This window comes from Paenibacillus sp. oral taxon 786 str. D14 (genome assembly GCF_000159955.1).
Taxonomy (GTDB): Bacteria; Bacillota; Bacilli; order Paenibacillales; family Paenibacillaceae; genus Fontibacillus; species Fontibacillus phoenicis.
The window spans coordinates 99,490-125,469 of record NZ_GG695980.1; the positions used below are offsets into that span (position 1 = coordinate 99,490).

The window sequence follows — 25,980 nt, forward strand, 5'->3', positions numbered from 1 at the left end:
GCAAATAATAAAAAGGTTGTTCATTATGGAATAGCCGAAATATAAGGAAATATCCAATCCCTATACCACTCAACCAATCAGGTATGATTCTATACTGCAAATCTGTATACGTGGCTACCCCTAACAGAATTATCAGCGGAATCGACTCCAGTAAATTGTTCATGTTCTTCCTCCCAACCCTCTACTACCTAACCCTCTACTAATAGAAAAAGCAGCCTCCGAAGAGACTGCTTGAGGTCGTCTATGATATAATTAAAACTGCAACAGAAAGGCTATATGGGCGGTCGGCTAACCTCTCGGAAGGGAGGTGATGCCATGGAAGTTAAAGACGCTTTAACAATTATGATCGGTTTCAGTTCGCTAATTATCGCGCTACTGACGCTGGTAGTTACAATTGTTTTAGCGATCCTTAACCAAAAGAAATAGACCGCCCCTCCTGAGAAAAGGTTTCGGTCTTATTTCTTAATAAGCATTATCTTTTCTTAATGCCGAACCGCCCTTAAAAGCGGCTGTTGCAGGGGACGGTTACCGCCGCCCCTTTCTTATTTTTATTATAAATCTGAAATTACATACATGCAATGCCCTTATTTGTACCACTCCGATGTATCTCGCTTCGTCTGCCAATCATCATACATGCTACCGTAAATGGTTATTTTCTTGATGATGCAAGAGGATAAGTCATTCTGTCCAGCGTGCATGGCTACAATTTTAAACGTATACTCTCCATCGGGAGCTTTGACATCCGTATAAAATTTTCGTTCATAGATGTCAAGAAACTTCGATTTGAAATGCTCTTCTGGAAGCTCCCATGTTGCTGTTTTATCATCTCCACCTGTCTTAACTAGACCAATGCTGGTCACATAATCACCGTTGGTGTCCCAAATATAGACCCTAACCTCAGTAGGCCCTTTTAGCTCACCCCCAATGGGTTTAGCCGTCCCTTCTAAGCCTTTAGGGACTTTGGTTTCCCAATCTGTGGTGTATTTTGTCGTTGCTTTGATCTCTACACCATAACCGGCACGCGTAACCTCATTTGGATTCAAGCCATTTTCCTCAGCCCAAGGAATGATTTCCCACGAACCTCGGCTTTCACGATCTGATTCCTTCTCTTCTTCCGGCTTCCAAGGCGGGGCTGTAGGAATTCCCTGCTTTGTATTCAGTTCAGCCGAAACGGTAAGCTTTTCATTATAGGTTACTTTTCGATTCTCCCAAATCGGGTCGCTGTAATCCGTGTAGCTTTCCGTAGAAGTATGTCGTTTACCTTCTGAGTCCGTCCAAGACACCGTTCTGGTCTTGGTTGGATAGCCTGTAATCAATGGATATGTCACATCCCACGTTGCCTCCGGCTTCGTGGTATCACAATAAGCATCGCCGCCATTCTTGGTTACAGAGCAACCAGTAACGGCTACGTTATTAGAACGATCTTTATCTTGTTTTTCCTTCTCGGGGTCTACATGAACGCTTAAGGTATGGATACCCGTATTTCCTGTCCACTTGAAGCCGCCTACAGTAATCGGCGTATTAGCAGGCATGTTCTTTCTGGTTTCATAGATGGTCTTCTTGCCATCTTCCATGAAGCGTATCAGGACATTGGAAACATCCGTAGTCCCTACATTCTTCACCTTTGCTGTCACGGTAGACGATTGACCTACAGTCAGCGCCGATGGGCTGGCGGTAATGGATTGGGCGATCAGATCGTTCGCCGCCCCCTTGCGCTCGATCGTCCAGCCACCTTTGATCTCGTTATTATGGTACGCCTCATTCGGTGATTCCAGCGCCCTGTCTGGATGATTTGGATTGTTTATTGTGACATCTGCCTTGATGTAATATGTGCCTGGATCATCACTGATTTCAATCTTGCCAAGCATATAACTGTACTCTTTCCCTACAGTGAATTGCTCTGGCAAATCCTTGTACATGGACGAGAGGTTAAAGTTGGTAGAAACCGCACCGCCGATAGTAACCTTGGCTGTCATTGGCATTCCACGTTCACTTGCATAGTCACCGGAGATAATGTCTTCATCGCCGTCATAACGGAACTTGACCCAAAGCTGACCACCTTCAGTTAGCGTGAGCTTGGTCGGAACATAGTCCATATTGATATCATCTGCCAATGTCATACTCTCAATCTGAGTACGTCCGTAGCCATCATCTACGATAATGTCTACCTCTTTTCCAAGTACACGTGACAGCTCTTTACTGGCGATCTTAACGGTATTGCTGTACTCAGTATCGGTTGTGGTGATTGATGTAAGCTTCACACGCTTAGTCATGTCAGGGAATGCTCCTTTGGGCAGCGCATAAACATCGACTTGACGCAAGCTATTATTAACCCCAGCAGTTGTAAAGCTCACCGTGAGTTGTTCGCCTTGTGTGACTTTCAAAGTTGGCCAAGCAGTGACATTAAAGTAGGCATGGCCTTTGCCGTCAATCTTTTGGGTACGGTCGAATTGGACTCCCATGCGACTGACGATGCCGGAGGTGCGAAGGAACTTAAATTGGCTAACAAGATATGAGTATTCATGATTAGAATCATAATCCGTTCCGCGCACAGTAAAGGTATCTCGAAAATACTGTTGTTGCTTCTGAGATACATTCATATGGCTAGACCATATTGCATCAAACAGTTCCCCTACAGCTTCCTTACTCTTATAAGTCAAGCCAAACCCGTTTTGATCTGAAAATACAGGATCACCAGGCTTTTCCTTCACGGCAAATACGTCGTAATTGTCTATAATATGCTTCTGACCATCTGCAAAGGTAAAAATCCCTTTCCATTGATACAGCTTCCACGGGTTATTTGAAACATTACGCTCAAGTGCTGGAATATAACCTGCAAATTGTTCCCCCGTTTTTTCATATTCCCACTTCACATATTGATACAGCATTGGGGAAACAGCAGCTGATACTATGACAGATGTTGCAAGAAATAATATAGCCACTATTAAGCCTATTTTTTTCTTCATATTTTTCCTCCTTGTATAACGAGCAACAAAAAGAGCCCACAAATTTGTGGACCCTAATAGCATTTATGTTCTACTTAAGTTATTTAAAAGCCTGGGCCATAACCTGTACTTCAGACAGTGGTGCAGCAGTATAGCCATCAGCATTCACTACAATTGGTTCCTTTACATTTTCAAAATGAGCAGCCAAATCCTCATTAAAGCTACTATCCAAATTAATAAAATACCCTTCCTGTTCATCACGACCAGCATATACTTTTGCAAACGAAACAAATCCAGTCCCTTTTCCAATTGAGTATGTGTATGTCTTTCCCGGCGTGAGATAGGTAGACGCACCATCAGCAGCATAGTATTGAGCTGTAGCTCCCTTTGGAAGCGTAAACGTCAGCTTCCCATTCTCTACCTTCATGTTATTTACGAACAATTCCTTCGCCAGCTCCGTATAGCCAGCCTTCCATTCAAACTCAGTGCTATACATGTTATCATCCTCTGGAATCGGCTCAGGCTCCGTCACTTCCTTACCTGTGTAGATGCTTACAAGGCTTTGACTGGACTTCCATTCCACCGTTGCACCCAATGCCTCACTCACGAACCGCAGCGGTACAAACACGCGCTCCTGCTTAACCCGGGCTGGAACATCTAAGGTAACGATATTGCCATCCACCAGCACCTTGTTACTGTTGACCTCCAGACTGATATTCTTTTCACCCAAAGTTACGTACACCGTCCGGCTTACTCTCTTACCAACCGTCTCCTTCTTATAATCCACCTTCGCACCCAGCGATTCAGATACAAACCGCACAGGAATCAACACTCTATTCTTCTCGATATAAGGCTTCGCATCAGGGAACGTCACGTTCTTCCCATCAACCTGAACATAAACTGTTTGCGCCGCCGAAGCCGATCCCAAGGCCATCCCTAGCAACATGACTGTGGACATTAAAGCAAGTCCTAATTTCTTAAACATATTTCTACAACTCCCTTTTCTGAATTAGTGGGGTATTCGCATACCCTATTGATTTCTAAAAGCCTTCAAACTTCCGAATACACAACATAGATTCCATTATAATCCAAGCACTGTTTTCACTCAATTACCCTTCAATTATTTCTCCCTCCTCTATATTTCAGCCTCTATAAAATGCGAAAAACTCCACCAACATTAAAGTTAGTGGAGTTGATTTGTAAATGTAATATTTTTACATTTTTTTAGTTTATAGCTTCGCTACTTGATTAAATCCATTATATACCTTGTGCAGAAAGAATGCAAGAGCGTTTGTTCGTACATAGAGACATAATCAGAACATCGTTTTTGACTGGGTAAAGTATCATTCATCACTTGTTGACCATTGCTAACTTATATTCAAATATCAATACCAGCTAGTTTAAGTTGAAGTGCAGATAGTAACATAAGCTGCCCGGTGTTCAGTTTTCCAACCGGCCCTTCTAAATCTACTTTCAAAAATGGTTGGGCTGCACCCAACCGAATCAAACTCTTTCTGTTGAAATAGTTCCCTTCTTCTGGTTCTAATTCTAAATCTGTATCTCTTTTCATATCAGTTCTTGTTGATAATGGAGCGGCATTTACCGTCCAAATGTGTTTATTCCCATTGGATTCACAGTGGTGGATAATACATACCATCCTTTTATCATGTAGAGTTCGTCCACTAGTGTATCTTGATTCGGGAAACGATACTAATTTATCTTTGATCATATATATTTCTCCGTAGTTAAATATCCGAATATCAATAGGACTATCTATTGGATTAGTTTCCATGACTCAGCTACTCTCTCCCGAAATAGTCTTAATTCTTCAATTTCTTTATTAACCACACTTGCGTATTCTTCATCCGAACCTCGACTTGAAAGATCGAGATTTTTTGCAACCTCCTTAATTTGTCCGAGCGAGAATAAGGGCTTTGGGGAATCCTTTAATTTACTCATATCCAATACCTCCCCATAACATTTTTTACCCTCTTGCTTTTCTTTATTCTGCACAGCAATCATTGGTTCTGTAGAATATGCCTTAGCCAAAAAACCATTGAGGTCTGAATTTCCAAGATCATTGATAATGTCATCGGCAAGATACCGAACAAAGCCATCCAGTTCAATTTCCTCAGGGAAGTTCTTTCCGATGTGAAACTCGAACCCGTGACCACCAGCAAAAGAATAAGGTATTTCCTCAATAATACCTTGGATAAGCAAATAATCTTTAGCATCGTAGAATGCAGTATCAAATGGTCCATTATTATCCCTTAAGTAAGTCATTCCTGTAAATGTGGAACCGTATATTTTGTACCACTCACAATCCAAAAGATAAATTGCTTTTATCAGCTTTGTTCTACCCAAGCTTTGAGGAAAGTTTTTTATGAAATAGATCATGACATTTTGCAGCTTATTCATTCTTATCCTCTTTAAATTATTTCCTCTAATAATTATTTTATGCTCACAGTTGTATACTGTTGTACGTTGCTATACCCAAAGTATAGCCCTAAAATTAAGCAAAGTGAAGATATTTTTCAGCCAACTGCTGATTTTGTAAAATTGACCATCATTCAAATATTGGATATTATTGAAATATTGGAAAATCTTATCTAGGCGGTGGTTAGTATGGATTCTGCAACCACGATTACTACAAGACTTAATGATTTTATGAAGCAGGAGGGATTAAGCTTAAGTCAATTTGCTCAAAAAATAGGTTTAAATATCGGGACATTAAGTTACATTCTGAATGGAAACCGAACCTTGAGTATTGAACAATTGGACCTTATCACTGAATGTATGGGTTTAGCAAAAGGTTATTTCTACAATCAGTATTTTGAAGAAGTTTTAGTAGAATCTACTCCCAATTGGCGCAGAATTAAACCATTTATCTATGGGTGCGCAGAGATTGGCAATTGGGACTTGATTCATAAGGCCGTTCAATTGCTGCTCGACACCCTAGTGTACTCCTCACACCTCTTTGATGTAGCAGAAGATTTCTACAAAAGCGGTAAAAAAGAAGCAGCTATCATTTTATATGAAAATGTTGCTCTCAGTGAAAGAAATCAGCATTCAGAACGTTTAGCTCTCTGCCAGTATCGCTTATTTATATGCAAACTTGGAAATGATCAAAGAAAAAAATTATCAAGCAGCAATACAATTTGAATTATTCGTTGATCGATTGGATGAGTATGATCAGTTGGAAGCATTGAAGAATTTAGCGAATACATACCGTTCATTACGCCGGTGGGACAAAGTAGAGGAAACGGCTGAAAAACTTAAAAACAAGGCTGAAATCCTATATCAAAGAACTACAAAATATAATCATCAAGACTATAAACATACAATACCACTTTTCACATATATAGCTTACTCAAATCTACTTTTAGGCAGCGTTTTTGAAAGCAAGAGAGACTATGAACGAGCCATGCAGTACATTGCATTGTACGCAAACTTAGATTGGGTAAGAGAAGATGATAAGGATACGCTTATTTGGAAAGAAAAATTCTATGCTTGGGCTAAGATGAATACAATGGTCACCAAGTTGTCAGCTGGAGATTTTAGCGTACTACCAGAATACATCCAGTATCTTGAATCCAACAAAGACGAACGATTGCTATCTTTATTGAATATCATCGAAGCGGCCAATCGTTATCATTATAATGTTGATAGCATTCTTGAAAGATTTGATATTTCTTCAATAGTCAAAGCAGAACATTCAAATGATGTTTATACTAAACAGACTATTGAAGAACGTCTTGCACGCCTTTATTTTGAATTAGCTGACTATCACCTAAGCAAAGGCCTCTATAAGAATGGTTTTAAGTACTTAGTGGATAGTTTAAATAAATCAGAATCTATTAATGAAAAAACCTGTATAATTAAGTGTGTAGGCCTATTTGAAAGCTTACGTGAAAAGTGCGATAAAGCCTTAATAGAAGCCTACCAAAAAATAATTACAGAGGTGTATAATAATGAAAAGAAAACTGGCAGTACTATTTATGTCTAGTCTCTCATTGATTATTCTTTTTTCTCCGCCAATTATTCACCTAATGGATCATCACGGAGGAATGTGAAGATCTATAACATTTACACAAACAGACCAGTTCACGAACTGGTCTGTTTAATTAAGATTGAAATTCGAAAAATGAATCTTCCGTGTGCTTACGCCTTTGGCGTAGAGCGCGATGATCTGATTCTCGATGCCTGTAACGTTCTTCTAATGCTTCTGCACGATAAGGGGTTCGAACTCGCTCATCCGGTCTCGGAGAACGGAAATCTCCTGCTCGCCTTACTCGCTTACGATGCTTTCTTACTTTTGCCATTGCGGCTATTGGGCGTCATCTTGGCCTTAAGCTTATGCTTCTCGTAGCTTAAGTGTTCGTCATCACGGCCTTCAGCATTTCTTGGAGCGTCTCTGCGAACAGCTCTTTCAGAGGCATTCTGCCCATCCTCTGCAGTAGCCAGCTTATTCTCCTTGTTGAAAGCCCGTAATTGTTCCTTTGACCAAAGTCCCATGTGTTTTCCCAACCTTTGTATTTCACTGGGATACCAGCCATTCTCATTTCAATAGCCTTCATCTTAATCTCTTTTGGGTAGCTTACTCGGGGTGCCAACGAAAAAAAAACACCTCCAAGGTTGTCTCTCATATCATACGACATGGTTGCATTCTCTTGAAGGTATTCTCCTTAATCAATCAGTCTTTTCTAATAAATTCCTAATCTGATATACATATATTTACTGCTTCTCTTATTGTTGAGCATGTGATTGGCGAGATTCGCCCTTGTTTAAGCTGCCAAACGGTATAGCCATTTTGGTCTATTACTTGCCCATGAACATTATATTTTTTCTCACTTATTAGCTTAATGACTAAATCCTTACCATCACATGCCTTCTCAAGATAGAATAGCTTCCTTACACTGTCGGTATGAATTAAATGGTTTCCTTTGGTATCAAGGGCATAAACTGTTTCATCTGTCCAAACTATAAAGTCAGGATTGAAGGTATCAGTGCCTTTTCCATCCAATAACTTAATTTTCAGGACGCCATTCTTAGGATTCCTCATCCAAACTAAACCTGTTTTATCAAGTTCCATTGCAAAATCCAATTCAAAGTCGTTGAAATCACTATACCTTACATGTACAGAATTTTTAAATTCTATACTTTCATCATTTATGATAACTTCCCCTACCGGAACTGTATCAATTGGATTTTGCATGATGATTGAGTTCTGCCTATAGATTTCCGCAATCTTGGCTGCTTCGTCCTTAACATAAGATGCTGCATTGCTGTTGTACTCAACAAGTGCGTCAAATTTAGGTGAGGATATATCACATATAGTTATGGCATTCTTGGCTAATTTATCAAGCTCTCTTTTGAAAATCCATCTTACAGTAACTTTGTTGCTATGTGCTGTTACTGTTGTAACCTCTCGTCCATCCTCATTGGATCCAATGTCTGTTATGAATTTAATAGTACTGCCTTCGCCAATAGTATTCATATCATCTTTTGAATAGTCTATCATCTTATCAACGACATTCTTAATCTCTGCCATAGCCCTATCAGATACAATAGCAATGTCCGGTACATCAACTTCATATCTTGGTTCTACAGTAGGTCTTATCTTATTTTTACCGCTGCCAATGTGATAAGATAATGAAATTTCGGGTATATCAATAGATAATGTTTTTCTGACTTCCTCTAGTATTGATTTAAAAACGTCCTTCTCATCAGTTTTTATGTAGAAACTCGCCATATTCAACCTATCATCGGGATAATGTGTGGCATTTGGCTGCCTTAAAACCCTACCAATGACCTGAGTTACTTGAGTACTTGACCCCATATCTTTATCAATGTATGCGAAATAGCAGGCAGGATCATCCCAACCTTCTTGAAGAGATTGGTTGAATATTATGTGCCTATAATTCCCTTTTGTGAACTCTTCATAATCGTTGTCGCCACCACTAAACAAATTAAAGTTATCAGGCTTAGGAAATCTCTTATCGAATTTTAAATTACAGTATACTGCAATTTCTTCCGGAGGAACACCTTGCGCAACAAGGTGTTTCCATATCTTAATTGGTCTTGCTCGTCTCTGATCGAAGGGCACTAAATGATTATCAACCTCAGATGTAGCAAGCAACATGTTCGTGTCACTCACATATATAGCCTTTGGTAAGAACCTACAATCATACTTTTTAGTTGCTTCTTCAGTTTCCTTCATGTCCTCTAAAAGGTTATTGATTGCTAATTCCATAGGTGTTAAATAACCACCTAGAGATATATGCTTTTTAATAAGCCCACTATCAACAACTTCCTTATTGCTCACAGCAACAACCAGATCCTTATCCTTCATGCCCTTTTCATTTTTCAAACGAGCAATATACCACTCTAAAGCTTTCGGTACTTTAGTGGTGGCACTTGCTGCAATTAAGGCAGTTGGTGATAGGTCAAGTAGTATTTGAGTTTGTTGGTCTGATAAGTTATGACCTTCATCATAAACTATTATTAAATCTCTTTTCACTCCTGCGAATGATTGTCTCTTTTTGAGCATATCCCATAAAGAACTGTCGGCATTATCGAAACCTGTTTGAAAAACTCGCCTGTCGCCTTCTTCTTTATCCTTCTGGTTTATCTTACCTACAGTAGCTATTAAGATTAGTCCTTTCTTATCATCCTGTAAGTCTCTTTCCTTACAATCCAGCAATGGTTTAACGTCATAATTAGGAATATTCTCCGCATACTTACCAGTAGATAGGTTCTCTAAGGTTTGACTTACAACAACTTTTCCTTTTGATAGCCATAACACTATAGGTTGTGTGTTCAAGTATACCCGAATCTGCTCAATACAGTCCGCAAGAATAAGTGTTTTGCCCGAACCAGTTATTGATGATAGGTTTTGATAAAAAGGTATTATCTCATCTTTTGTCCTCATTAAGGGGTCTTTTAAATAATCAGCAAGTCTAGTCGCAATCATCTCCGATGCATTTATCTGGAATTTTATTAGCTCCACTGTTAGTCCTCCTCATTATTATATCTATCACTATTTTCATTGAGGCCTAAGTGCATAAGTACTTTATCAGGTATTTGATAAAATCTTACTTTAGGTGTCTGATATACTTGGAATCTTGCGTACACATGGAATGGCGTATTGACACCTTCTTTTTTCGCCTCCGCTAATAGCTCCATATAGGTACTTTGGTTTAATTCACCAACTGAGTCTTTTCCGTTCCAAATAATGAAGAAGCCTTCATTCAGGATGTTTTTACCAACTAAATACTTGTAATCCTTATTTATTTTCTCAATAACACTAGTAGCCTTCCTATTGTCATCTTCCCAGTGTGACGTTGTGATGACATCGATGAGTTCTTCACGTTTCATTTCAAGAATCGCTTTAGCATCAACCTTTTTATCAAGAACCCAATATTCAAATCCACCAGCTAATCCATCTTCCAGTTTTTCAACTGTTCCGTCTTTATTGACTCTTTCACCAGTAATAGCTCTTTTGATACGCTCTCTAGTTAGTGTACTTGCATATCTATCTTCTTCTTCACCTTTTTCAATAAGTATAAACCTTCTTTTAGTACCAGCTATCTCGTTGAGTTCCAGAATAGCATGCCCAGTTGTTCCGGACCCTGCAAAAGGGTCAAGTACAATACCATCTGCTGGACACCAAAGATGTATTATCTTTTTTATCAATTTTAGAGGTTTTACGGTTTCAAAATTATGACCCTTACCAAGGATTGCATCTAATTCGTTAATACCTGCCTGGCTATGTCCCGACTCTTCATGATCCCATGACTGTGACTCTAATACAAATGGCTCATCATAATCCTCATCAGCCCAATAGGTCATGGGTACCTTTCCCTTCTTAACAAAAGTCAAATGTCTCTTCAATGAAGGTCGTCCGTAACCATCTGTCCCAAAGTAAAGTGTAGGCCAAACCATATTATTAAGAACATTTTCTGCCTTTTTTCGTGATTTAACAATAGAGGGATGATTAAAAACATCCTCTGACTCCACAACTGGAAAGTCATTCAAGTCTATATCTTTAGGTATTATTGGTAAAGCCGCTTTATTTATTACAAGAGCCTTAGCGCGTCCATCATTAATATCTTTTTCAACATAATCTGACCCCCATGCCTTTAACCATTCTTTCATTTTCTTTTTAGGATTTAACCATGCTCTTTTTCCCGGATAGTGAATTGCACCTGTAAATGGTGACTGAATTCCATATCTATCTTTTTCTGTAGGAGTAGCTACGGTTGCGTCACCATTCTTCTTCCACACACCCAATGGGTCACTATCAGGGTTCCAATACCTTGAATCCATATTTTGTTCACGCGGCATTAGATTAGTTTTGGCTGTAGCTTTATCTTTCGCATAAACTAAAACATATTCAGTCGCAGTTGATACGTGCTTACTATCGTTCTTAGGTGAGTATGACTTCTGCCAATTTATAATGCCTATTCTGTTTTCTTCTCCAAAAACTTCATTAAGTAACATGCCAAGATGGAAAAATTCACGCTCATCGATACAAATAGCTAAAACCCCATTTGGCTTTAGCATCGCTTTCATCATTTGAAGTCTTGGCAACATAAACTTCATCCATTTTGTATGCCGTGACCCATCTTCTAATGTTACGAGTTCTCCCAAATCCGGGTCATTGGGGTCTGTATCCCATTTATCATTATATCTAAAGTCTTTTCCAGTATTATAAGGCGGGTCTGTAACGATTAAATCTATTTGACCTTTGTATTTATAGAGGGTTACCATAGCTTGAAGGTTTTCACCGTCTATGATAATGTTGTTTCCTTCAATGCTGTTATCATTAAAGCTAAGCTCTTTATTGACTTTAACTATACGAGGCATTACCTTACGCTCAATTACTTGTGCTGTGCGTTTTCCGTTAAACGATAATGTTATGCCACCGCTAATCATTTTCTTAGCAAAGTCGAGAAGTTCTTCCTTGCTCATCATCTCTAAGCTATTTAAATTAGTATCCATTGTATAATATCTCCATTCTATCTAATCTTCAACATAATCTACGATATCACCAATGTTGCAGCCCAATTCCTTGCAAATCTTCTCAAGTACTTCCATGCTTACCCTTTTATTTCTTGTTAACTTAGAAAGGGTGGACGGTCCAATACCTGTTTGATCTCTTAAAGCTACTTTGTTCATGTTCTTATCTATTAGTAACTTCCATAATTTGTTGTAACTTAGTGCCATTAAACTCCCCCCACACAATACAAATTCACCTTACCATAGGAGTGGCGTAAACTCAAATAATAGATACAATAATTAGTATTAAAGGTACTACTCCTAATACCTTTCGTACTATTTATACGCTTCCTGAACAAACTGTAAATCTTGTATAGTTTTAAAGCATTCTTTTTGAGAACCCAGCAAAACTCAACCCAAAATCTAAAAAAAATAAAACCCACGTAGGTATGGGTTTGTTATATAATAAAAAGAAGACGAAAAAGATGGAATCGTTGCTACGTTTTACCAAATAAATGACAACATCTTTCCATGCCGAACTATACAAACTTTACCCGGTGGAATGATTTATGTTTGGAGGTGAATTCAATATATAGGTATATAGATAATGCTGTCAAATCCAATTGCGAAATTATACTGACCTTAAAAGATCAATCCAAGATTGCGGGTTTACCAAGCTGGGGAAAGGATCGCAGTAGGGTAAAAATAAAATCGCCGGATAAGGTGGTTTGGATACCATTGAATGAAATTATACACGTAACAACAATCCTAGGTTTTAATAAGCATACATAACAGAAAAAGGCACTTATCAAATTCTATATGAATCATTTGATAAGTGCCTTGTTGCATAATTTTATTAATTGATAAGTCCCAAGGACCGATAAATTAAAGCAGCACACTCAGCCCGTGTCATGTCACGTTTTGGCTTAAATGTCTGATCTGGATAACCGGTGATAACTCGCTCAGTAGTCAGAGCAGCTACCTCCGGTTTCGCCCACCAAGCAATTAGACCAGCGTCTTTATAATTGGCTTGGGCTGCAGGTACATTACCTTGATATGCCGCATTAGCGATCATCTTAGCCGCTTGCTCCCGTGTGATTGGGTCAAATGGACGGAACTCCTTCGCGCTGAACCCTTTGGCGACGCCATTTAACACAGCGGCGGATAGTTCTGGCGCATACCACGCCGTCCGTTGTACGTCCATAAAGGTAAGGGCTGCATCAGATGCTTCTTGTAACTCCATAGCCCGCACGAGCATTGATGCAAACTCCACACGAGTCACTTGGCGGTCCGGTTCAAATTTGGAATCAGACACGCCTTTGACGATACCCATGGCGTAAAGTGCAAGAATTTCTTCCTTAGCAAAGCTGCGGTCAATGTCCTCAAACCCAGCCTGATCCGTATGAGTTTGAGGCTCAGCCGTATGCGGATGCGCAGTTTCTTGCTCGTCTACAGGAGGTTTCGGTTGCAACAAATTGCTTCCACCATATGATGGAAGTGACAGCGTCTTACCAGTTGCTGATTTTGGTTTGGTTTTATCTCCAGCGCTGTTCTCTGTCCAGACAGTAAACGTATAGCCCTTATCCGATGACAAATTGCTCGCGGTGTATGACTTCTCTTTACCACGATGTACTTCCTTCCCATTCACTGCATAGACAAAGATTTCATTCGTTAACTGACTATCTACTGTGACTGTCAGCGAAGATGTAGTCGGATTGCCAACAGACACCTCAAAGTTTGACGACGGCAGTGTCACAAACGGCGGAACAGGAGTTGCTTGACCTTCTCCGACGTCGTTAATCGGGATGATCGACCAATTGTCATATTCTTTGGCACTCTCCAGTCCTCCGATCTCCTTGGCTGTCTCAGGGGCAGTAATGATGCCTACGACGTTACCAGCGTCGTCAACAATCTTGTACTGATCCGCTCCCTCAACCGGATCGATAACGATCACTACAGAATGCTCGCCTCGGTCTCCAACAGTGATTGGTTGACTGGATTGAGGATCATTCGGATCGATGCCCCATTCACCCGGAAGAGTGCGTTGAGTGAAGCTGGATTTTTTACCTTCGCCAGTCTCATTCACGGCGGATACGTAAACAGTATGAGTGGAGCCAGGCTTCAGATTTTTGATAGTGTAACTAGTTTCTTTTGTTTCTCCAATAATCTCACCCTGCTCGTTGCGAACTACATACTTCGTTGCGCTAAGAATCTCGTCCCAAACCAAGGTAAACTGAGTGGCTTGAACATTGTCTATCCGCACATCGGGGCTGGCCGGCAATGTTAATAATGTCTTAGCAGCAGCCTCACCATATCCCGATGCATTACCGGCCTGCACTTTCAACTGATAAGTTTCCCCAGCCCGTAAGTCGCTGAGCGAAATGTCAGTCCCAGATGTCTCAAAATACACGTCATCCGTTACTGTAACTTTGTATTTATCCGCTCCTGTTACTGGCTGCCAACTAAGCTTCGCCGTTGTATCGGAAATGTCTGTAATCAATAATTCACCCGGTTTGTCAGGCAAAGTGCGGACTGTTACTCTGTTGGCTACGCCAGTACCGCTCCGGTTTTCAGCGTAGACTTCAAATGTGTATTCAGTGCCTGAATTAAGAGAATCGATTTCAAATTGCTTTGTTTCAGGAGCCAATTCCTTTTCCTTCACTCCGTTCACCAGCACCACATATTTCTCAGCACCACGAACCGTATCAATTGAAAAGTTGACCACATCTTTACCAATCTCATCGACAGTAATCTTCGTCTTGCCCGGAAGCGTCAAAACCCCATTAAGATAAGCGATATCACCGAACCCAGATTCATTCTTAGCTGAAATCGAGTAATCATACTCTGTTCCGCTTTTCAGACCGGTGTCAGTAAAGGATAGATCAGACCCGCTATATCGACTTACTGCATCACGCAGCACTTCATACAGCGCTGCGGTTGGCGATGCCGTCCATGACAACTCCACTTCTGTTTCTCTGATCTGAACGGATTGGAATTCGCCCGGAGCTGCTGGAAGAGATAAAAAGCCAAGTACACTACTCTGACCAGCGCCACTTGCATTATGAGCAGTTACAATTACAGTATACTGCTTGCCTCCCTCTAGTCCTGTTACTTGATGTGTTCCAGCGGTGTTAAGCTCCTCCTCATAAACAATATCAGATCCCTCTTTGATAGTGAGTTGGTAGCTTACAGCAGACTCAACATCATCAAACGAGACATTGACCGTCCCACTGTTATTTGGCACAAATGATACCTTCAAACCATCAACAGGAGCCGGAAGAGTGAGCACTTCAAACTGTTCACTCCATTCACTTTCTCCTACGTGATTCACCGCCTTTATGCGGTATTGATAAATCGATCCAGCAGCCAATCCTTCTTCCCTGATATGATCCGTTGGATGGTTCACTAACCATGAGCGTCCTGTTGTAATATTCTCAACTTTATACTGATATCCATCCCCTAAAGAGTGGTTTGGCAGTGACCATCCGATCTCGGACCAGTTCTCACCAATAGAATTGAGTTTTAAAACAGGAATATCCGGGGACAGTTGAAGTTGGTATGGCCCCGCTGAGATCGTGGTCTCTTTCCCTGCAATATCCTGTGCTTTAGCGTGAATATACCACTGACCTTCATTGGTAAGTGTAATATTTTCAATATCTTTTGCCGTATCCCATGAAGACGGAGTTTGGTTAGATTGAGTCACTTTGTAGTATTTATTGCTCAATCCACTATCATCAAAATAATGAATAGTGACAGATACAGGATCGCTTGTCCAAGTTGCATCAGAAGGACTAAATGAGATTTTAGGTGCCGATAAATCCTCCGTCACTGTAATATGACGCTGAAATACATCCGACCACAAATTGGCATCATTTAAAACTTTTAATGAGATTGTATACTCCCCTGCACCGTAAGCTAAAAAGTTACTTATCATGGTTGAACCAGAGTATATCTCAGTACCCTCTCTCTTAATACTCCAAACCCTTTGTGTAATGTTTCTGCCAGCCGGGTCATACGAATGATCTTGTATTTCAAGCGTTTTATACTTGGTCACTTGATCTGGAACTCGAAAATCTGCAATAGGCTTCAATGCAGTGGAACCGGTAGCAACATAACGTACCATTGGTTGGCTCCATGCTCCTTGATAATCCAATACTCTAAGTTGCACTAAATAGTCCTTACCCAAAGGAAGGTTGCCAGGAATCATGCCATCTGTCCATGTGGTGGCTGTTGTCTCGCGCCATTTCCACTCCGTTTGTGCAATCCCCTTTGTTGGTGTGGACTCCATGTCGAGATCATAGGACTGATTGTTAACGGTAATCGTGTAATTGCTAGTCCCCTTCGTAACTTTTAGTGTAAAATCTGCTACTGGTCTACGATGCACATAGAGATATTGTGGTGTAGGGTGGTCTTCGCCAAACCAGATTTCATAGCGCCCTGGTTTATCAAATTTCAGCGGCAAATCCTTTTGCCATCTTCCGCTCCATTGGGCTTGACCAGTACTGTTCTCATAATACGTACTATCATGTTCAATTTTCCAACGGCCATTTGGAAATTCTGGTGTTTGGGTATTATTCATGAATGAAGATGGATTAACCTCAAGATGATTATCCTCATCAAGGATCATGTATTGTGAACTGCCATTCGATCTGATTTTAGTGAAGATATAGTTTGCTAGCTGATCGATCGCAGTTGCATAGTTATTCCCATTAATAAATACTCCGTTACCATTGTTACGTGTAATAAAGGCAATGGCCTGTTCTTGGTTAGTTGAAGAGCCTATAGCTACGTAATCAACAGCGTTATTAATCATACGTGTTAAAATTTCTCCAGAAGCCGTTGTACTGTTTAAATCGGAAATCACATTATTATCAACATTGACAATAAAGCGATCTGACCCTTCCCTCCAGATTGGTTGCAATAATACCTCTCTGTATTGCTTTGGCTTTTTCGTTTCCATTTTTATATTTTTAAACGTAAAGGAAGATACAGAAGAGCAACCATGGCTTGTATAGCTTGCAAATGGACCAAACCCATTCCCATACTTACTTGTTAAAGTGTAGTTATTTATTAACACTTGATTGTTATCCCACATATTAATACTAGTTGGAGTTACCTCTATTTTGACTTGATGCGAAGTCACCGCAAGTCTTGGAAATGTAGAAACCAGCCTTCCTGCATTGGCTAATGAATTATAAGTGCCATTTCGAAGAAGATCTACATTTACCTGATTTAGCTCAAATAATTTGATTTCCGTTTGACCGAATAAAATAACATATCCTGAAACGTATCCAGTGTTAATGGTTGCATTAAATAAGAATCCAGCCCCTTCGAGTGTATGCCAGTCCATTTTTTGCTCTAAAACCTCGAACGTGAAAGTTTTTTTCTCCGCAGAGGAATCTGGCATAAACATAAAATCTTTATGAGCTTTATCAGTATAACCATAGAAACTTATATCCTTATTACTCACGATAATATGCCGATAAAGTGAGTTACCATACGGTTCTGGATAATTAATATGGTCATATATTTGCCAATCAAATGTATCTTCTGCTGTCATAGACTTCATTTCTAAAGCTTGTACTTGTAACTGATTAGCATCTACACCTTTAGCAGCTAATTTAGCCTTTAAATCCTGCTCGAAATTGGACAATTCTAAATTCGTGCTTCCTGCTGCCAGTGCAATGTCAATCTTAGGATCAGCCTTAATGCTGATCTGAACTTTATCATCAGCAAATGCACGTGGGCCTTGTCCAAGCAGTGTAGATGTAAACATAGCTACGGATATCAAAAATATAAGTGACTTTCTGAACATTCTCTAACCTCCTGTTATAGAATAAGTCCCCTAATCACTGATCAGGGGACTCCGTACCAGATGGGGATGAGTAAACTTCATCAGGGCTTTGAGCAGCATTTACTTCTTTTTCTAAGGGAATCACATCTACGTTCACACCAGTCGGGGTGAAGTAAACCTCTCCTTCTTGTTGATACTTAATCAGTGCTGCTGCCACATCTGGATTAGTAGTCTCTACGACCGCAATGGCTGGGATCGGATTCTGATTCCCCGATCCTTCCCTCTGAGGTTCATAACCGTTCTGATTCTGTCTATCTTTAATGAGTAGACCTTTAAGCAAAGGATCATCAGAAGGAGTGACCAACTCGGATGGCTGTCGGTCTTGCCCCTTGATGTACACATAAGCATCAACAATGGTTCCCGGCTTAATCATGTCCCCGGCACTCTTAACCTGGTCCGTCTTGACACCAACAAACATCGCTCCGTCTTTTAATTCAAGACTTTCTCCAAATTTGCTTTCCTTAGCCGGGATAAGCATCGACTTGGAAACTGGTATTCCTTTAGGAATTCCAACCTCAGTTGTTACCCAAGATTCGCCTTCCAGCTCCTTCAAATCCCGGATAGCATCATCTGGAACTTCACTCTTCACAACATTACGTTGTACGAGCTTACCTTCCACCAGACTATACGGAGTTAAATTATCTGCTGCCACATAAACCAATTCCGTTGTCACCTGCTTATTGACGATGCTACTCTGAATAACAACGGCTACTCCAGCCAAAATTAAGGCGACAAATACGATGAGCAATCGTCGTGTGGCCTTATTCCATAATTTTTTCAAAATACATTTCACTCCCTGTTACTTAAATTCTCCAAGATAAGGTGTGTGGCGCTTGATAGTTAATGGATAAGAATTAAATCCTAAAATCCTACCCGCAACGAGTTTCACACGAGTATCAAACTGAGCTTCAATTCTTGGCACTTTTGATGCTGTGTTCAGGTAGGAAATTGTTGTCACCAAGTGACTATTCGAAAAAAAATCATTGGTTAGGTCGGTGTTTAGTTTCAAATTAGTTTTCAAAATGTTATGAACCGTTCTTTGAGCTATAGATTCATTTAGTTCCAACCTCCCTCTCTGGTGCTCTATTTCTTCGACACCAGCAATAATCGCTCCATCAAGCGCTTGTTCCACAGCCTTCTCAATTTTGATATGGGCGTTGTAGACTACCAGAAAATCAGTGAGAAAAAACAAAGCAAAGGCGCCGAATAATATCAGCGCCAGATTTCGGAACATATTAGATCACTTCCCTGTCATCGGAAGAATGTACGAGCTAAACCATCTTGCTTTACGCGTATTGGGAGCTTTACCGTCTTTCCCAGCGGTTTTAGGCCGATGCATTCATATTCCATACTAGCCTCAACCTCAACGGTATTTCCTCTTTCCACAAGTTTCGGAGTAGCCGTGAGAGTTACTCTAGCCGGATCAATACCAGATTTTTGAATGAGCCTATTGAACTGTTCGCGATTCGCACTATCGTAACCATTCTCGGCCTTGATAACTTCAAGCAACTCATTTGTAGCAACAGTCAATTTCTGCTGCTGTACGATGTAACCGTACAAGTCGATACCAAGATAGAGAAAAATGGCTGCGACCAGCGTGAAAAACATGAGTGGAATGGAACCTACAGCTCCACGGTTATTCCTGAGCGGAGCTAGCCATGTTTTAAGCACCGAACTTCTCTCTCCTCCCGTGGCTTTTTTGGTATTAATCATTAAGAAAGGTTGTCAAGTTTACCTGTGATGGATTGCCAGAAAGTAGGGAGCCAGCCTTTGATCAAGCCCCATACAACCACAATAGCAAGTACAGCTAACAGGGCATAACCCAAAATTTCTACGATTGAAGCCCCCTGTTGATTTTGTAAAGGTCTTGCCAGTCTGAGTACAACTGTTTCAGTACGAACTACCAACTTCTCAGCCACACCATTTTTCCAAGTTACCACTTTGTTCAAAAATCTTTTCATTCCAATTACCTCCTGAATTTTATAAGTTTTGAATTTGTGAAAAAATATCAATAAAAGCAATAATGACGGCTGCAAAAGCGTGAAGAGCCACCAGAATATATAGCATCTTAATCTTCTCTGGCTGGCTACGGGTGACTTCCTTTAGTGCAGCAAGCCGGAGTTTCCGGAGATCTCCCTTAATGCTGTCGAAGTACTTCTTGGCTTCTCCATAACCGCTATTGACCCCAATCTTTACCGCAGCAGCAAAGTCCCGCATGACGGGTACATCGGTTTCAGCCGCAAACAAATCTACGGCATCGGTGAGTTTCATAATGCGGATGTTGGCATTGAGCCGTGCCAGCATTTTCTTCATCCGGGGACCACTCGTTTCCTCCAGCCTCTGAATTGTCGTCAAGAATGACTTGCCTGTTTCGAGAGCGATCATCATTTTGCTTATGAGCTGCGGCAAATCCCTTGTGATCTCTTCCTGCCTGCGCTTATAGGCCTTGGTTATTTCACCAAGTTGCGCAAAAAAGAACACAGCTACTGCCAACGGTATGGCTAAAAACAGAACTGGAAGATCGAGCAGAAAAGGAAGCACTAAAAAAGGAAGGCTCCCGGCAAGCGATTTAACCGCTTTGTCAGCAAGCTCTTCCTCAAAGGTGTTTTCTTTTCCAAGCAGATTGTACATCCGACGAAGCTTCCCATTAAAAATTGGCAGCCGAAGATTGAGTAACTTCGGCATGAGCCTTTCTGCAAACATAACCGTGATTGGGTCCATTTTCAGTTGCCGTAACTCTCTGTGATTTTTCTGAAGTAACGCTGCCTGATTCGCATAGCGCTTTTCCATATCGAAACTGGGCAACAAAACTTTTAGTGCCAGTCCGGAAATAATCATGACGGACAGAAACAGCAAGATATTAGATACAATCAATGGACATCCCCCCTTTTTAAACTTTGTCGAGATTAAGCGACAGGTAATCGTCGCCTTTTCCTATAGAAAACAGCGTTGCGGCTGCAAAGGAAACTATATAAATCTGACCATGCAAAGTATTTAAAAAGACATTTGCATTGCCATTGTTCATAAAGGACATCATGACTGGCATCATCCACGCCATACCGATGACAGTAAAAAGCTGTTTTCGTTTGCTTTTAGCTTCAATGTCCAGTTCCTGAATCTGAGTGATATCCTCTCCAATCTCATCCACGGTTTCCTTCAAACTATCCAATGACTGAGGATGAAATCCTTCCATCTGAGCCATTCTGAGCTTATCCAAGAAGTCTTCCATCTTTCTGATCTTCAGTTCACTTAACATCTCTTCAAAAACTCGATCAATCGGAAGCCCCACGCGTAATTGATTGGATGCTTTTTCGAAGATCGGCTTAGTCACACCGTCCATATCAAGCACTGCATTTTCTAATGCTTTCTGGACGTTCGGAAAATCAGTTAACTTGCTGATAAAAAGACGCAAGTTTGAAGGAAGATCGAACAGGACGTTTTGTCTGATTTTTCGTTTCACTTTCAGGACAATCGTTCTTGGCAATGTAAAAGACAATACGGCTCCCAAGGCAATAAAAAAGTAGTTTCCTGTGAACAAGGCAATCAAGCCGATCAAACCAACGGAAAACATAACCAGGAAAGCGAACTCCCGAAAGGTGAGTGACCACCCAACCGTCTCCGCTTCCTTACGCACTTGCTCATAACCAAGAAACTTGGAGAGTGTGAATCCCTTACCTGCATTGGCATTAGGAACGACCAGCAGCAATGTTACAAGAGACAAAGCAAAAAAGTAAATGAAACTGACCCATAATGACATTACTCACTCCTCCTCACACCAACGAGATATTGTTTCTTCAGGAGCGCCTTCGGCAATCAGTTTTCGTTTTAGCTTTGTCAGCTTTCCCGTCTGATTAAATCGACGACGAACTGGATCATATTGAAATATTGGTTGAATAATCGGCTTATCACCTTCAAAACCAATCAATTCACCAATTTCAAAGACCACCCTTTTCCCAGTACTCGCTTCATATTTCTGAAACAAAATCAGGTCAAAGGACATGACGATCTGTGATGCAGTCATAGGATTATTTCCTGAAAGTTGTAAAAACCGCACAGCAGCCTCTTCTGTTCCATTAGCATGTATCGTTAGGTGGACAATATGTCCTGTGTTCGCAGCCACAAGGGCTTGGCTGGCAGCAAATTCATCCCGTACCTCACCGATCAAAATAACATCAGGATTCTGTCGAAGGCTCGTTTTCACAAGTTTCGGAATGGGATAAGCTTTTCGATCATCCTCATGCTCCTTTACAATTACGGAAGCGATATTGGGATAATCCTGATAGCTAAGCTTAGCTTTGAGCAACATTTCCTCGGAATCCTCAATACAGAAAAATCGGGTCAATGGATCGTAGTACTGAGGAAAGCGTATGAGTTGCGTGGTTTTTCCGCTATTCGTTCCCCCCGCGATGATGCAGTTTACCCCATAAGGTAGAACATCCTTAAGAAATTCGGATATTTCCTTTGAAATGTTTCCGTAAGAAATACATTCCTCATCCGAAAATACATCCGGCGGAAATTTGCGAATGGAGATGATCGGGCTGTGGGTACTGACCCCTCCCCTAGTCACATCCATGATTACATTGATACGGAACCCGCGATAATTCGCGTCAATAACAGGCTCATTTGCAGTAAGTGTCTTACCAATTGGCATAAGCATTTTATCAATGGTCTGATAAATATGATCGTTGTCGCGAAAACGAATTTCGGTCATATGCACAGGAAACCCATTGCGCTCAACAATCACTTCCGCAGGAGCGTTAATCTCAATACTGCTAATTGCTGGATCATCCAGTGCCGGCTGCAACACGCCCATCTCCGTAATTTCAGTACGGATATAGTCAATAACTTCGCTAATATCCATGCTAAATTTCAAGTCTCGCTGATCCCGGATGAAGTCTGAGATATGGTATTTGACCCTGTTCCGTGCTTGCTCATCAATGATTGCCCGGACAAACTCATCATTGTAGTTTGTGATAAGGTATTGCTGCGTCCGCTCCAGCAAAGTCTTTAGGTTTTCGTCGTCCGTCTTGCTGCGAGTACTGGTTGCCTTAATTTCAGGCCGACGGTACTGTACGAACTCTGCCGGATTGATCAATCCGATAGCCATCCTTTTCTCCCTCCCATAATGCAAATAATTGTTCTGGACGGCTTAGAATAGGTTCTTCCTTAAAGTCACTATTTCTAAACTCGTTACTAAATAAGCTTACATTCTGCACATCGTAGTCCTGTTTTAGCGTTTTGTAGGCTGCATAAGTACGAATAATTTCAACCGGCTCATTCATATTTAGCACGACTTGATCTGCTTCTTTTAACGAGAAAAAGGTCATTGGATGAATCAGTTGCCCCTGCAGGACCGTAAAGACGTAGTGATATCCAGACAAATGGACTTTCAAATACGCGGGCAATTCACTCAGCGTCTTTTCTTGCTGTAGCTTAATCAGCGTAGGGCTGTCAGGCTTGCTCTTGGGCTGAATCAGTAATCCATCAAACCCATCAAAGTGATGTAAATACTGGTGAATCCCCTGTAGCATCCCCCTATCATAGTCAATCAGCAACTGATCCACCGACTGTGCATGCTCCAGCTCCGACACCCCCATGCGGTAAGCCACGCGCGGCAAACCCAAACATGGAAACTCAACAACCACGGCCGTTTCTTCCCGTTTTTTTACCAGATTCAACAGCTTCTCTAAGAGAAGTGAAGAATCTGTACCCGCTGGGTTCCATAGTGCAACCATAACGCCTGTCGGTGAGCGCGGTGGTTCTTTTTCTTTCTTCCATCTAAGCATTTCGTGTCTCCTTTCCGAATAAAAATCACGGGGATTAGATGTTCCCCTCATTCTTAAATAAAAAAAGCCTCCACTCAAAAATAGAGTAGAGGCTTACTTTATTGTATTTAGGCGAGAAGACTCCATCCTCAGCGAAGCAGGGTGGAGATGAATCGCCTTCGGACAAGGGATAACCCTCAACAATCTAACTAGTATTTTTCAAATAATGGGGATACTTTCACATGAATGTATACTATAATAGAAACAAATGTTCCTGTGAAAAGAGGTGAGTATCATGCTAGTCAATAAAGCATATAAGTTTCGCATCTATCCGAATAAAGAACAAGAAATTCTAATTGCCAAAACGATTGGTTGCAGTCGATTTGTGTTTAATTATTTTTGGGACAAGTGGAATCAAGCATACAAAGAAAACGGCAAAGGCTTAACCTACCATGCTTGTTCCGCCAGACTTCCCCACCTCAAGAAAGAATTCGCATGGTTAAAAGAAGTCGATAGCATTGCGATTCAATCCTCACTCAAAAACCTCGCTGATTCGTTTTCTCGTTTCTTCAAGAAACAGAATAAAGCACCACGTTTCAAGTCTAAGAAGAATAAGGTACAATCTTACACGACAAAGCACACAAACAATAATATCGCCATTGTTGGTAACAAAATCAAATTACCGAAACTGGGTCTTGTTCGTTTTGCAAAAAGTCGCGAACTTGAAGGTCGAATTCTTAACGTTACAGTTAGACGTCATCCAAGTGGCAAATACTCAGTATCCATTCTTGTCGAAACAGAAGTGAATCCATTACCAAAAACAGATTCTGCTATTGGTATTGATGTTGGGTTAAAAGACTTTGCGATCTTGTCAGACGAAACAGTATATAAGAATCCTAAATTCTTCCGTACATTGGAGAAAAAATTAGCAAAAGCACAACGTATACTGTCAAGACGAAAAAAAGGTTCTTCGAATTGGCATAAACAACGAATCAAGGTTGCAAGGTTACATGAAAAAATGACGAACGCAAGAAAGGATTACCTGCATAAAATCTCTACCGAAATCATCAAAAACCACGATGTCATCGGGATTGAAGATTTGCAAGTATCCAATCTGTTAAAGAACTACAAATTAGCAAAAGCTATTAGTGAAGTAAGTTGGTCAGAGTTTCGCACCATGCTTGAATACAAGGCAAAATGGTACGGAAAACAGGTTATAACAGTTGCGAAAACCTTCCCTTCCAGTCAACTATGTTCTAGTTGTGGCTACCGCAACAAAGACGTTAAGAATCTCGCATTGCGTGAGTGGGAATGCAAAGAATGTGGTACACATCACGACAGGGATATTAACGCAAGTAGGAATCTTAAAAATGAAGCCATAAGACTTCTAACCGCAGGAACTGCGGGGATAGCCTAATAAAAAACTTTCGGTTACGAAGGTGTTCTTAGGAATCTCCATCTTCAAATTTCGTAAGAAATTAAGGTGGAGTAGTTCAATGTACAAACCATCGTTTTCTTTTTGCCTTGGGCTGCTCCAGCCAATAAGCAAGTTCCCCTGCATCCGTAAATGGATTAGCCTCTAGAAGATTCATAATAGAGGTTATAGATGGGAACATCTCTCTAAATTCCTTGATCATATCTTCATCGGCATAGTTAATGATGAATGATGATTTTCTCAAGAGAACAGAGAGTTCGTTCAGATGTTGGACGATATAGTGCAAATCCCATGGTGCAGCTGAGAGCGTAATGAGTTGATATGGGCAACGCAAAAATTCTTGCGCAGCCGAATTCATTTTTAATCTTCCTTCGTTCTCATCCACCAATACGCCAAGGTCAAGAATAACTGAGTCATACTCGAGCGTATAAACTTCAGCTACATCAAATGGTGAACGATTAGGGAAGAAATCAATACCGTGTCGCTTGAACTTTAAACCGTCAAAATCTGTAGCAAAACTCACGATGTCTGATGGTCTGGGCTTATTCCTATATTCAACAAAAGCCGTTTTCAATCCCTTACTCGCTGTCTCATAGGCAATCTGGAGGGCTGTGTGTGTATTACCACTCCTACGTGCCAGTCCCCCAACTGCAACGATGTAGGGCTGGGATACATGATAGATCGGCAGTTTCTCCGGTTGAGAATCGGTTTTGTTCTGCTTATCCATGTCTACATATTCCTGTTTTTCTTTTAAAGTAACAGGACTCTCTACATGATCTGTTAACTCACGGGCTTCTCTCTCTTTACTTTCATCATTTACCGGTACAGTAATTTTTTCAGCCCGTTTAAATCCCCTTGTCCAGTCGGACAACAGCGTCTGAACCTTCCCCTTATTCTTCTCTAAAGAAAATCCAACTTTCCTCTCAACTTTCTTTTGAAACGCCGGTAATTCAGGATTAAAGCCAGGAATATCAGCCAATG

At 40.8% G+C, this 25,980-nt stretch carries 21 protein-coding genes and 1 pseudogene; 4 read left to right on the plus strand and 18 right to left on the minus strand.

The annotated features are described in order from the left end of the window. Positions 1-315 precede the first annotated feature (315 nt). The gene (locus POTG_RS24400) at positions 316-426 is read left to right on the plus strand and encodes a putative holin-like toxin (RefSeq protein WP_197070091.1); all 111 of its coding nucleotides are present in this window, start codon (positions 316-318) and stop codon (positions 424-426) included. Positions 427-584: 158 nt separating this feature from the next. Here POTG_RS24400 and POTG_RS14145 read toward each other — a convergent pair whose 3' ends face one another. The 4 genes from POTG_RS14145 to POTG_RS14160 form a co-directional block, all read right to left on the minus strand. Continuing rightward, entirely contained in the window at positions 585-2,966 is a 2,382-nt protein-coding gene (locus tag POTG_RS14145; RefSeq protein WP_036645508.1) for a CARDB domain-containing protein, read from the minus strand. 79 nt (positions 2,967-3,045) lie between these two features. Then, positions 3,046-3,930 (minus strand): copper amine oxidase N-terminal domain-containing protein, encoded by an 885-nt coding sequence (locus POTG_RS14150; protein ID WP_009225512.1) that lies wholly within the window; start codon positions 3,928-3,930, stop codon positions 3,046-3,048. 393 nt (positions 3,931-4,323) lie between these two features. Then, positions 4,324-4,674 (minus strand): hydrogenase, encoded by a 351-nt coding sequence (locus POTG_RS14155; RefSeq protein ID WP_232282310.1) that lies wholly within the window; start codon positions 4,672-4,674, stop codon positions 4,324-4,326. Positions 4,675-4,718: 44 nt separating this feature from the next. Further along, positions 4,719-5,363: a hypothetical protein gene (locus POTG_RS14160; RefSeq protein WP_009225514.1), complete on the minus strand. Its 645-nt coding sequence runs from the start codon at positions 5,361-5,363 to the stop codon at positions 4,719-4,721. Positions 5,364-5,570: 207 nt separating this feature from the next. On the opposite strand from POTG_RS14160, the gene POTG_RS24895 reads away from it, so the two are divergent. Then, positions 5,571-6,107 carry a helix-turn-helix domain-containing protein gene (locus tag POTG_RS24895; protein WP_232282311.1) on the plus strand — a complete coding sequence of 179 codons (537 nt, stop codon included), beginning with the start codon at positions 5,571-5,573 and terminating at the stop codon, positions 6,105-6,107. Continuing rightward, positions 6,067-6,951 carry a hypothetical protein gene (locus tag POTG_RS24900; RefSeq protein ID WP_232282312.1) on the plus strand — a complete coding sequence of 295 codons (885 nt, stop codon included), beginning with the start codon at positions 6,067-6,069 and terminating at the stop codon, positions 6,949-6,951. Before POTG_RS24895 ends, POTG_RS24900 begins: the two co-directional genes overlap by 41 nt. A 141-nt stretch (positions 6,952-7,092) precedes the next feature. Here POTG_RS24900 and POTG_RS25415 read toward each other — a convergent pair. The 13 genes and pseudogenes from POTG_RS25415 to POTG_RS14235 form a co-directional block, all read right to left on the minus strand. Further along, a pseudogene (locus POTG_RS25415) lies at positions 7,093-7,460 on the minus strand (transposase); the annotation flags it as partial. 199 nt (positions 7,461-7,659) lie between these two features. After that, complete coding sequence (locus POTG_RS14180; RefSeq protein ID WP_009225517.1) at positions 7,660-9,954, minus strand: DEAD/DEAH box helicase; 2,295 nt, start codon at positions 9,952-9,954, stop codon at positions 7,660-7,662. A 2-nt stretch (positions 9,955-9,956) separates the two neighbouring features. Next, the gene (locus tag POTG_RS14185; RefSeq protein ID WP_009225518.1) at positions 9,957-11,948 is read right to left on the minus strand and encodes a site-specific DNA-methyltransferase; all 1,992 of its coding nucleotides are present in this window, start codon (positions 11,946-11,948) and stop codon (positions 9,957-9,959) included. Positions 11,949-11,969: 21 nt separating this feature from the next. Next, positions 11,970-12,173 carry a helix-turn-helix domain-containing protein gene (locus POTG_RS14190; RefSeq protein WP_036645515.1) on the minus strand — a complete coding sequence of 68 codons (204 nt, stop codon included), beginning with the start codon at positions 12,171-12,173 and terminating at the stop codon, positions 11,970-11,972. Positions 12,174-12,801: 628 nt separating this feature from the next. Then, positions 12,802-17,760: a fibronectin type III domain-containing protein gene (locus tag POTG_RS14195; protein ID WP_009225520.1), complete on the minus strand. Its 4,959-nt coding sequence runs from the start codon at positions 17,758-17,760 to the stop codon at positions 12,802-12,804. Between the two features lie 34 nt (positions 17,761-17,794). After that, positions 17,795-18,580 (minus strand): Flp pilus assembly protein CpaB, encoded by a 786-nt coding sequence (cpaB, locus tag POTG_RS14200; protein WP_036645517.1) that lies wholly within the window; start codon positions 18,578-18,580, stop codon positions 17,795-17,797. An 18-nt stretch (positions 18,581-18,598) separates the two neighbouring features. Next, the gene (locus POTG_RS14205) at positions 18,599-19,033 is read right to left on the minus strand and encodes a hypothetical protein (protein ID WP_009225522.1); all 435 of its coding nucleotides are present in this window, start codon (positions 19,031-19,033) and stop codon (positions 18,599-18,601) included. Between the two features lie 17 nt (positions 19,034-19,050). Next, positions 19,051-19,470: a DUF4320 family protein gene (locus tag POTG_RS14210; protein ID WP_036645519.1), complete on the minus strand. Its 420-nt coding sequence runs from the start codon at positions 19,468-19,470 to the stop codon at positions 19,051-19,053. 41 nt (positions 19,471-19,511) lie between these two features. Beyond that, positions 19,512-19,760, minus strand: coding sequence for a hypothetical protein (locus POTG_RS14215; protein ID WP_009225524.1), 249 nt, complete (start codon positions 19,758-19,760; stop codon positions 19,512-19,514). Positions 19,761-19,779: 19 nt separating this feature from the next. Next, on the minus strand, positions 19,780-20,673 hold the full coding sequence (locus POTG_RS14220; protein ID WP_036645521.1) for a hypothetical protein: 894 nt from the start codon (positions 20,671-20,673) through the stop codon (positions 19,780-19,782). Between the two features lie 16 nt (positions 20,674-20,689). Further along, complete coding sequence (locus POTG_RS14225) at positions 20,690-21,556, minus strand: type II secretion system F family protein (protein ID WP_009225526.1); 867 nt, start codon at positions 21,554-21,556, stop codon at positions 20,690-20,692. A 3-nt stretch (positions 21,557-21,559) separates the two neighbouring features. Continuing rightward, positions 21,560-22,906: an ATPase, T2SS/T4P/T4SS family gene (locus tag POTG_RS14230; RefSeq protein ID WP_036645523.1), complete on the minus strand. Its 1,347-nt coding sequence runs from the start codon at positions 22,904-22,906 to the stop codon at positions 21,560-21,562. Next, a complete protein-coding gene (locus POTG_RS14235; protein WP_009225528.1) occupies positions 22,854-23,585 on the minus strand; it encodes a hypothetical protein in 732 nt (243 codons plus the stop codon). Before POTG_RS14235 ends, POTG_RS14230 begins: the two co-directional genes overlap by 53 nt. Positions 23,586-23,859: 274 nt before the next feature. Between POTG_RS14235 and tnpB the strand changes: the two genes are divergently transcribed. Beyond that, the gene (tnpB, locus tag POTG_RS14240; protein ID WP_036645525.1) at positions 23,860-24,981 is read left to right on the plus strand and encodes an IS200/IS605 family element RNA-guided endonuclease TnpB; all 1,122 of its coding nucleotides are present in this window, start codon (positions 23,860-23,862) and stop codon (positions 24,979-24,981) included. A 76-nt stretch (positions 24,982-25,057) separates the two neighbouring features. Here the strand turns inward: tnpB and POTG_RS14245 are convergent. Beyond that, positions 25,058-25,980: hypothetical protein (locus POTG_RS14245; protein ID WP_036645527.1), on the minus strand; the 923-nt coding region annotated here is incomplete at its 5' end.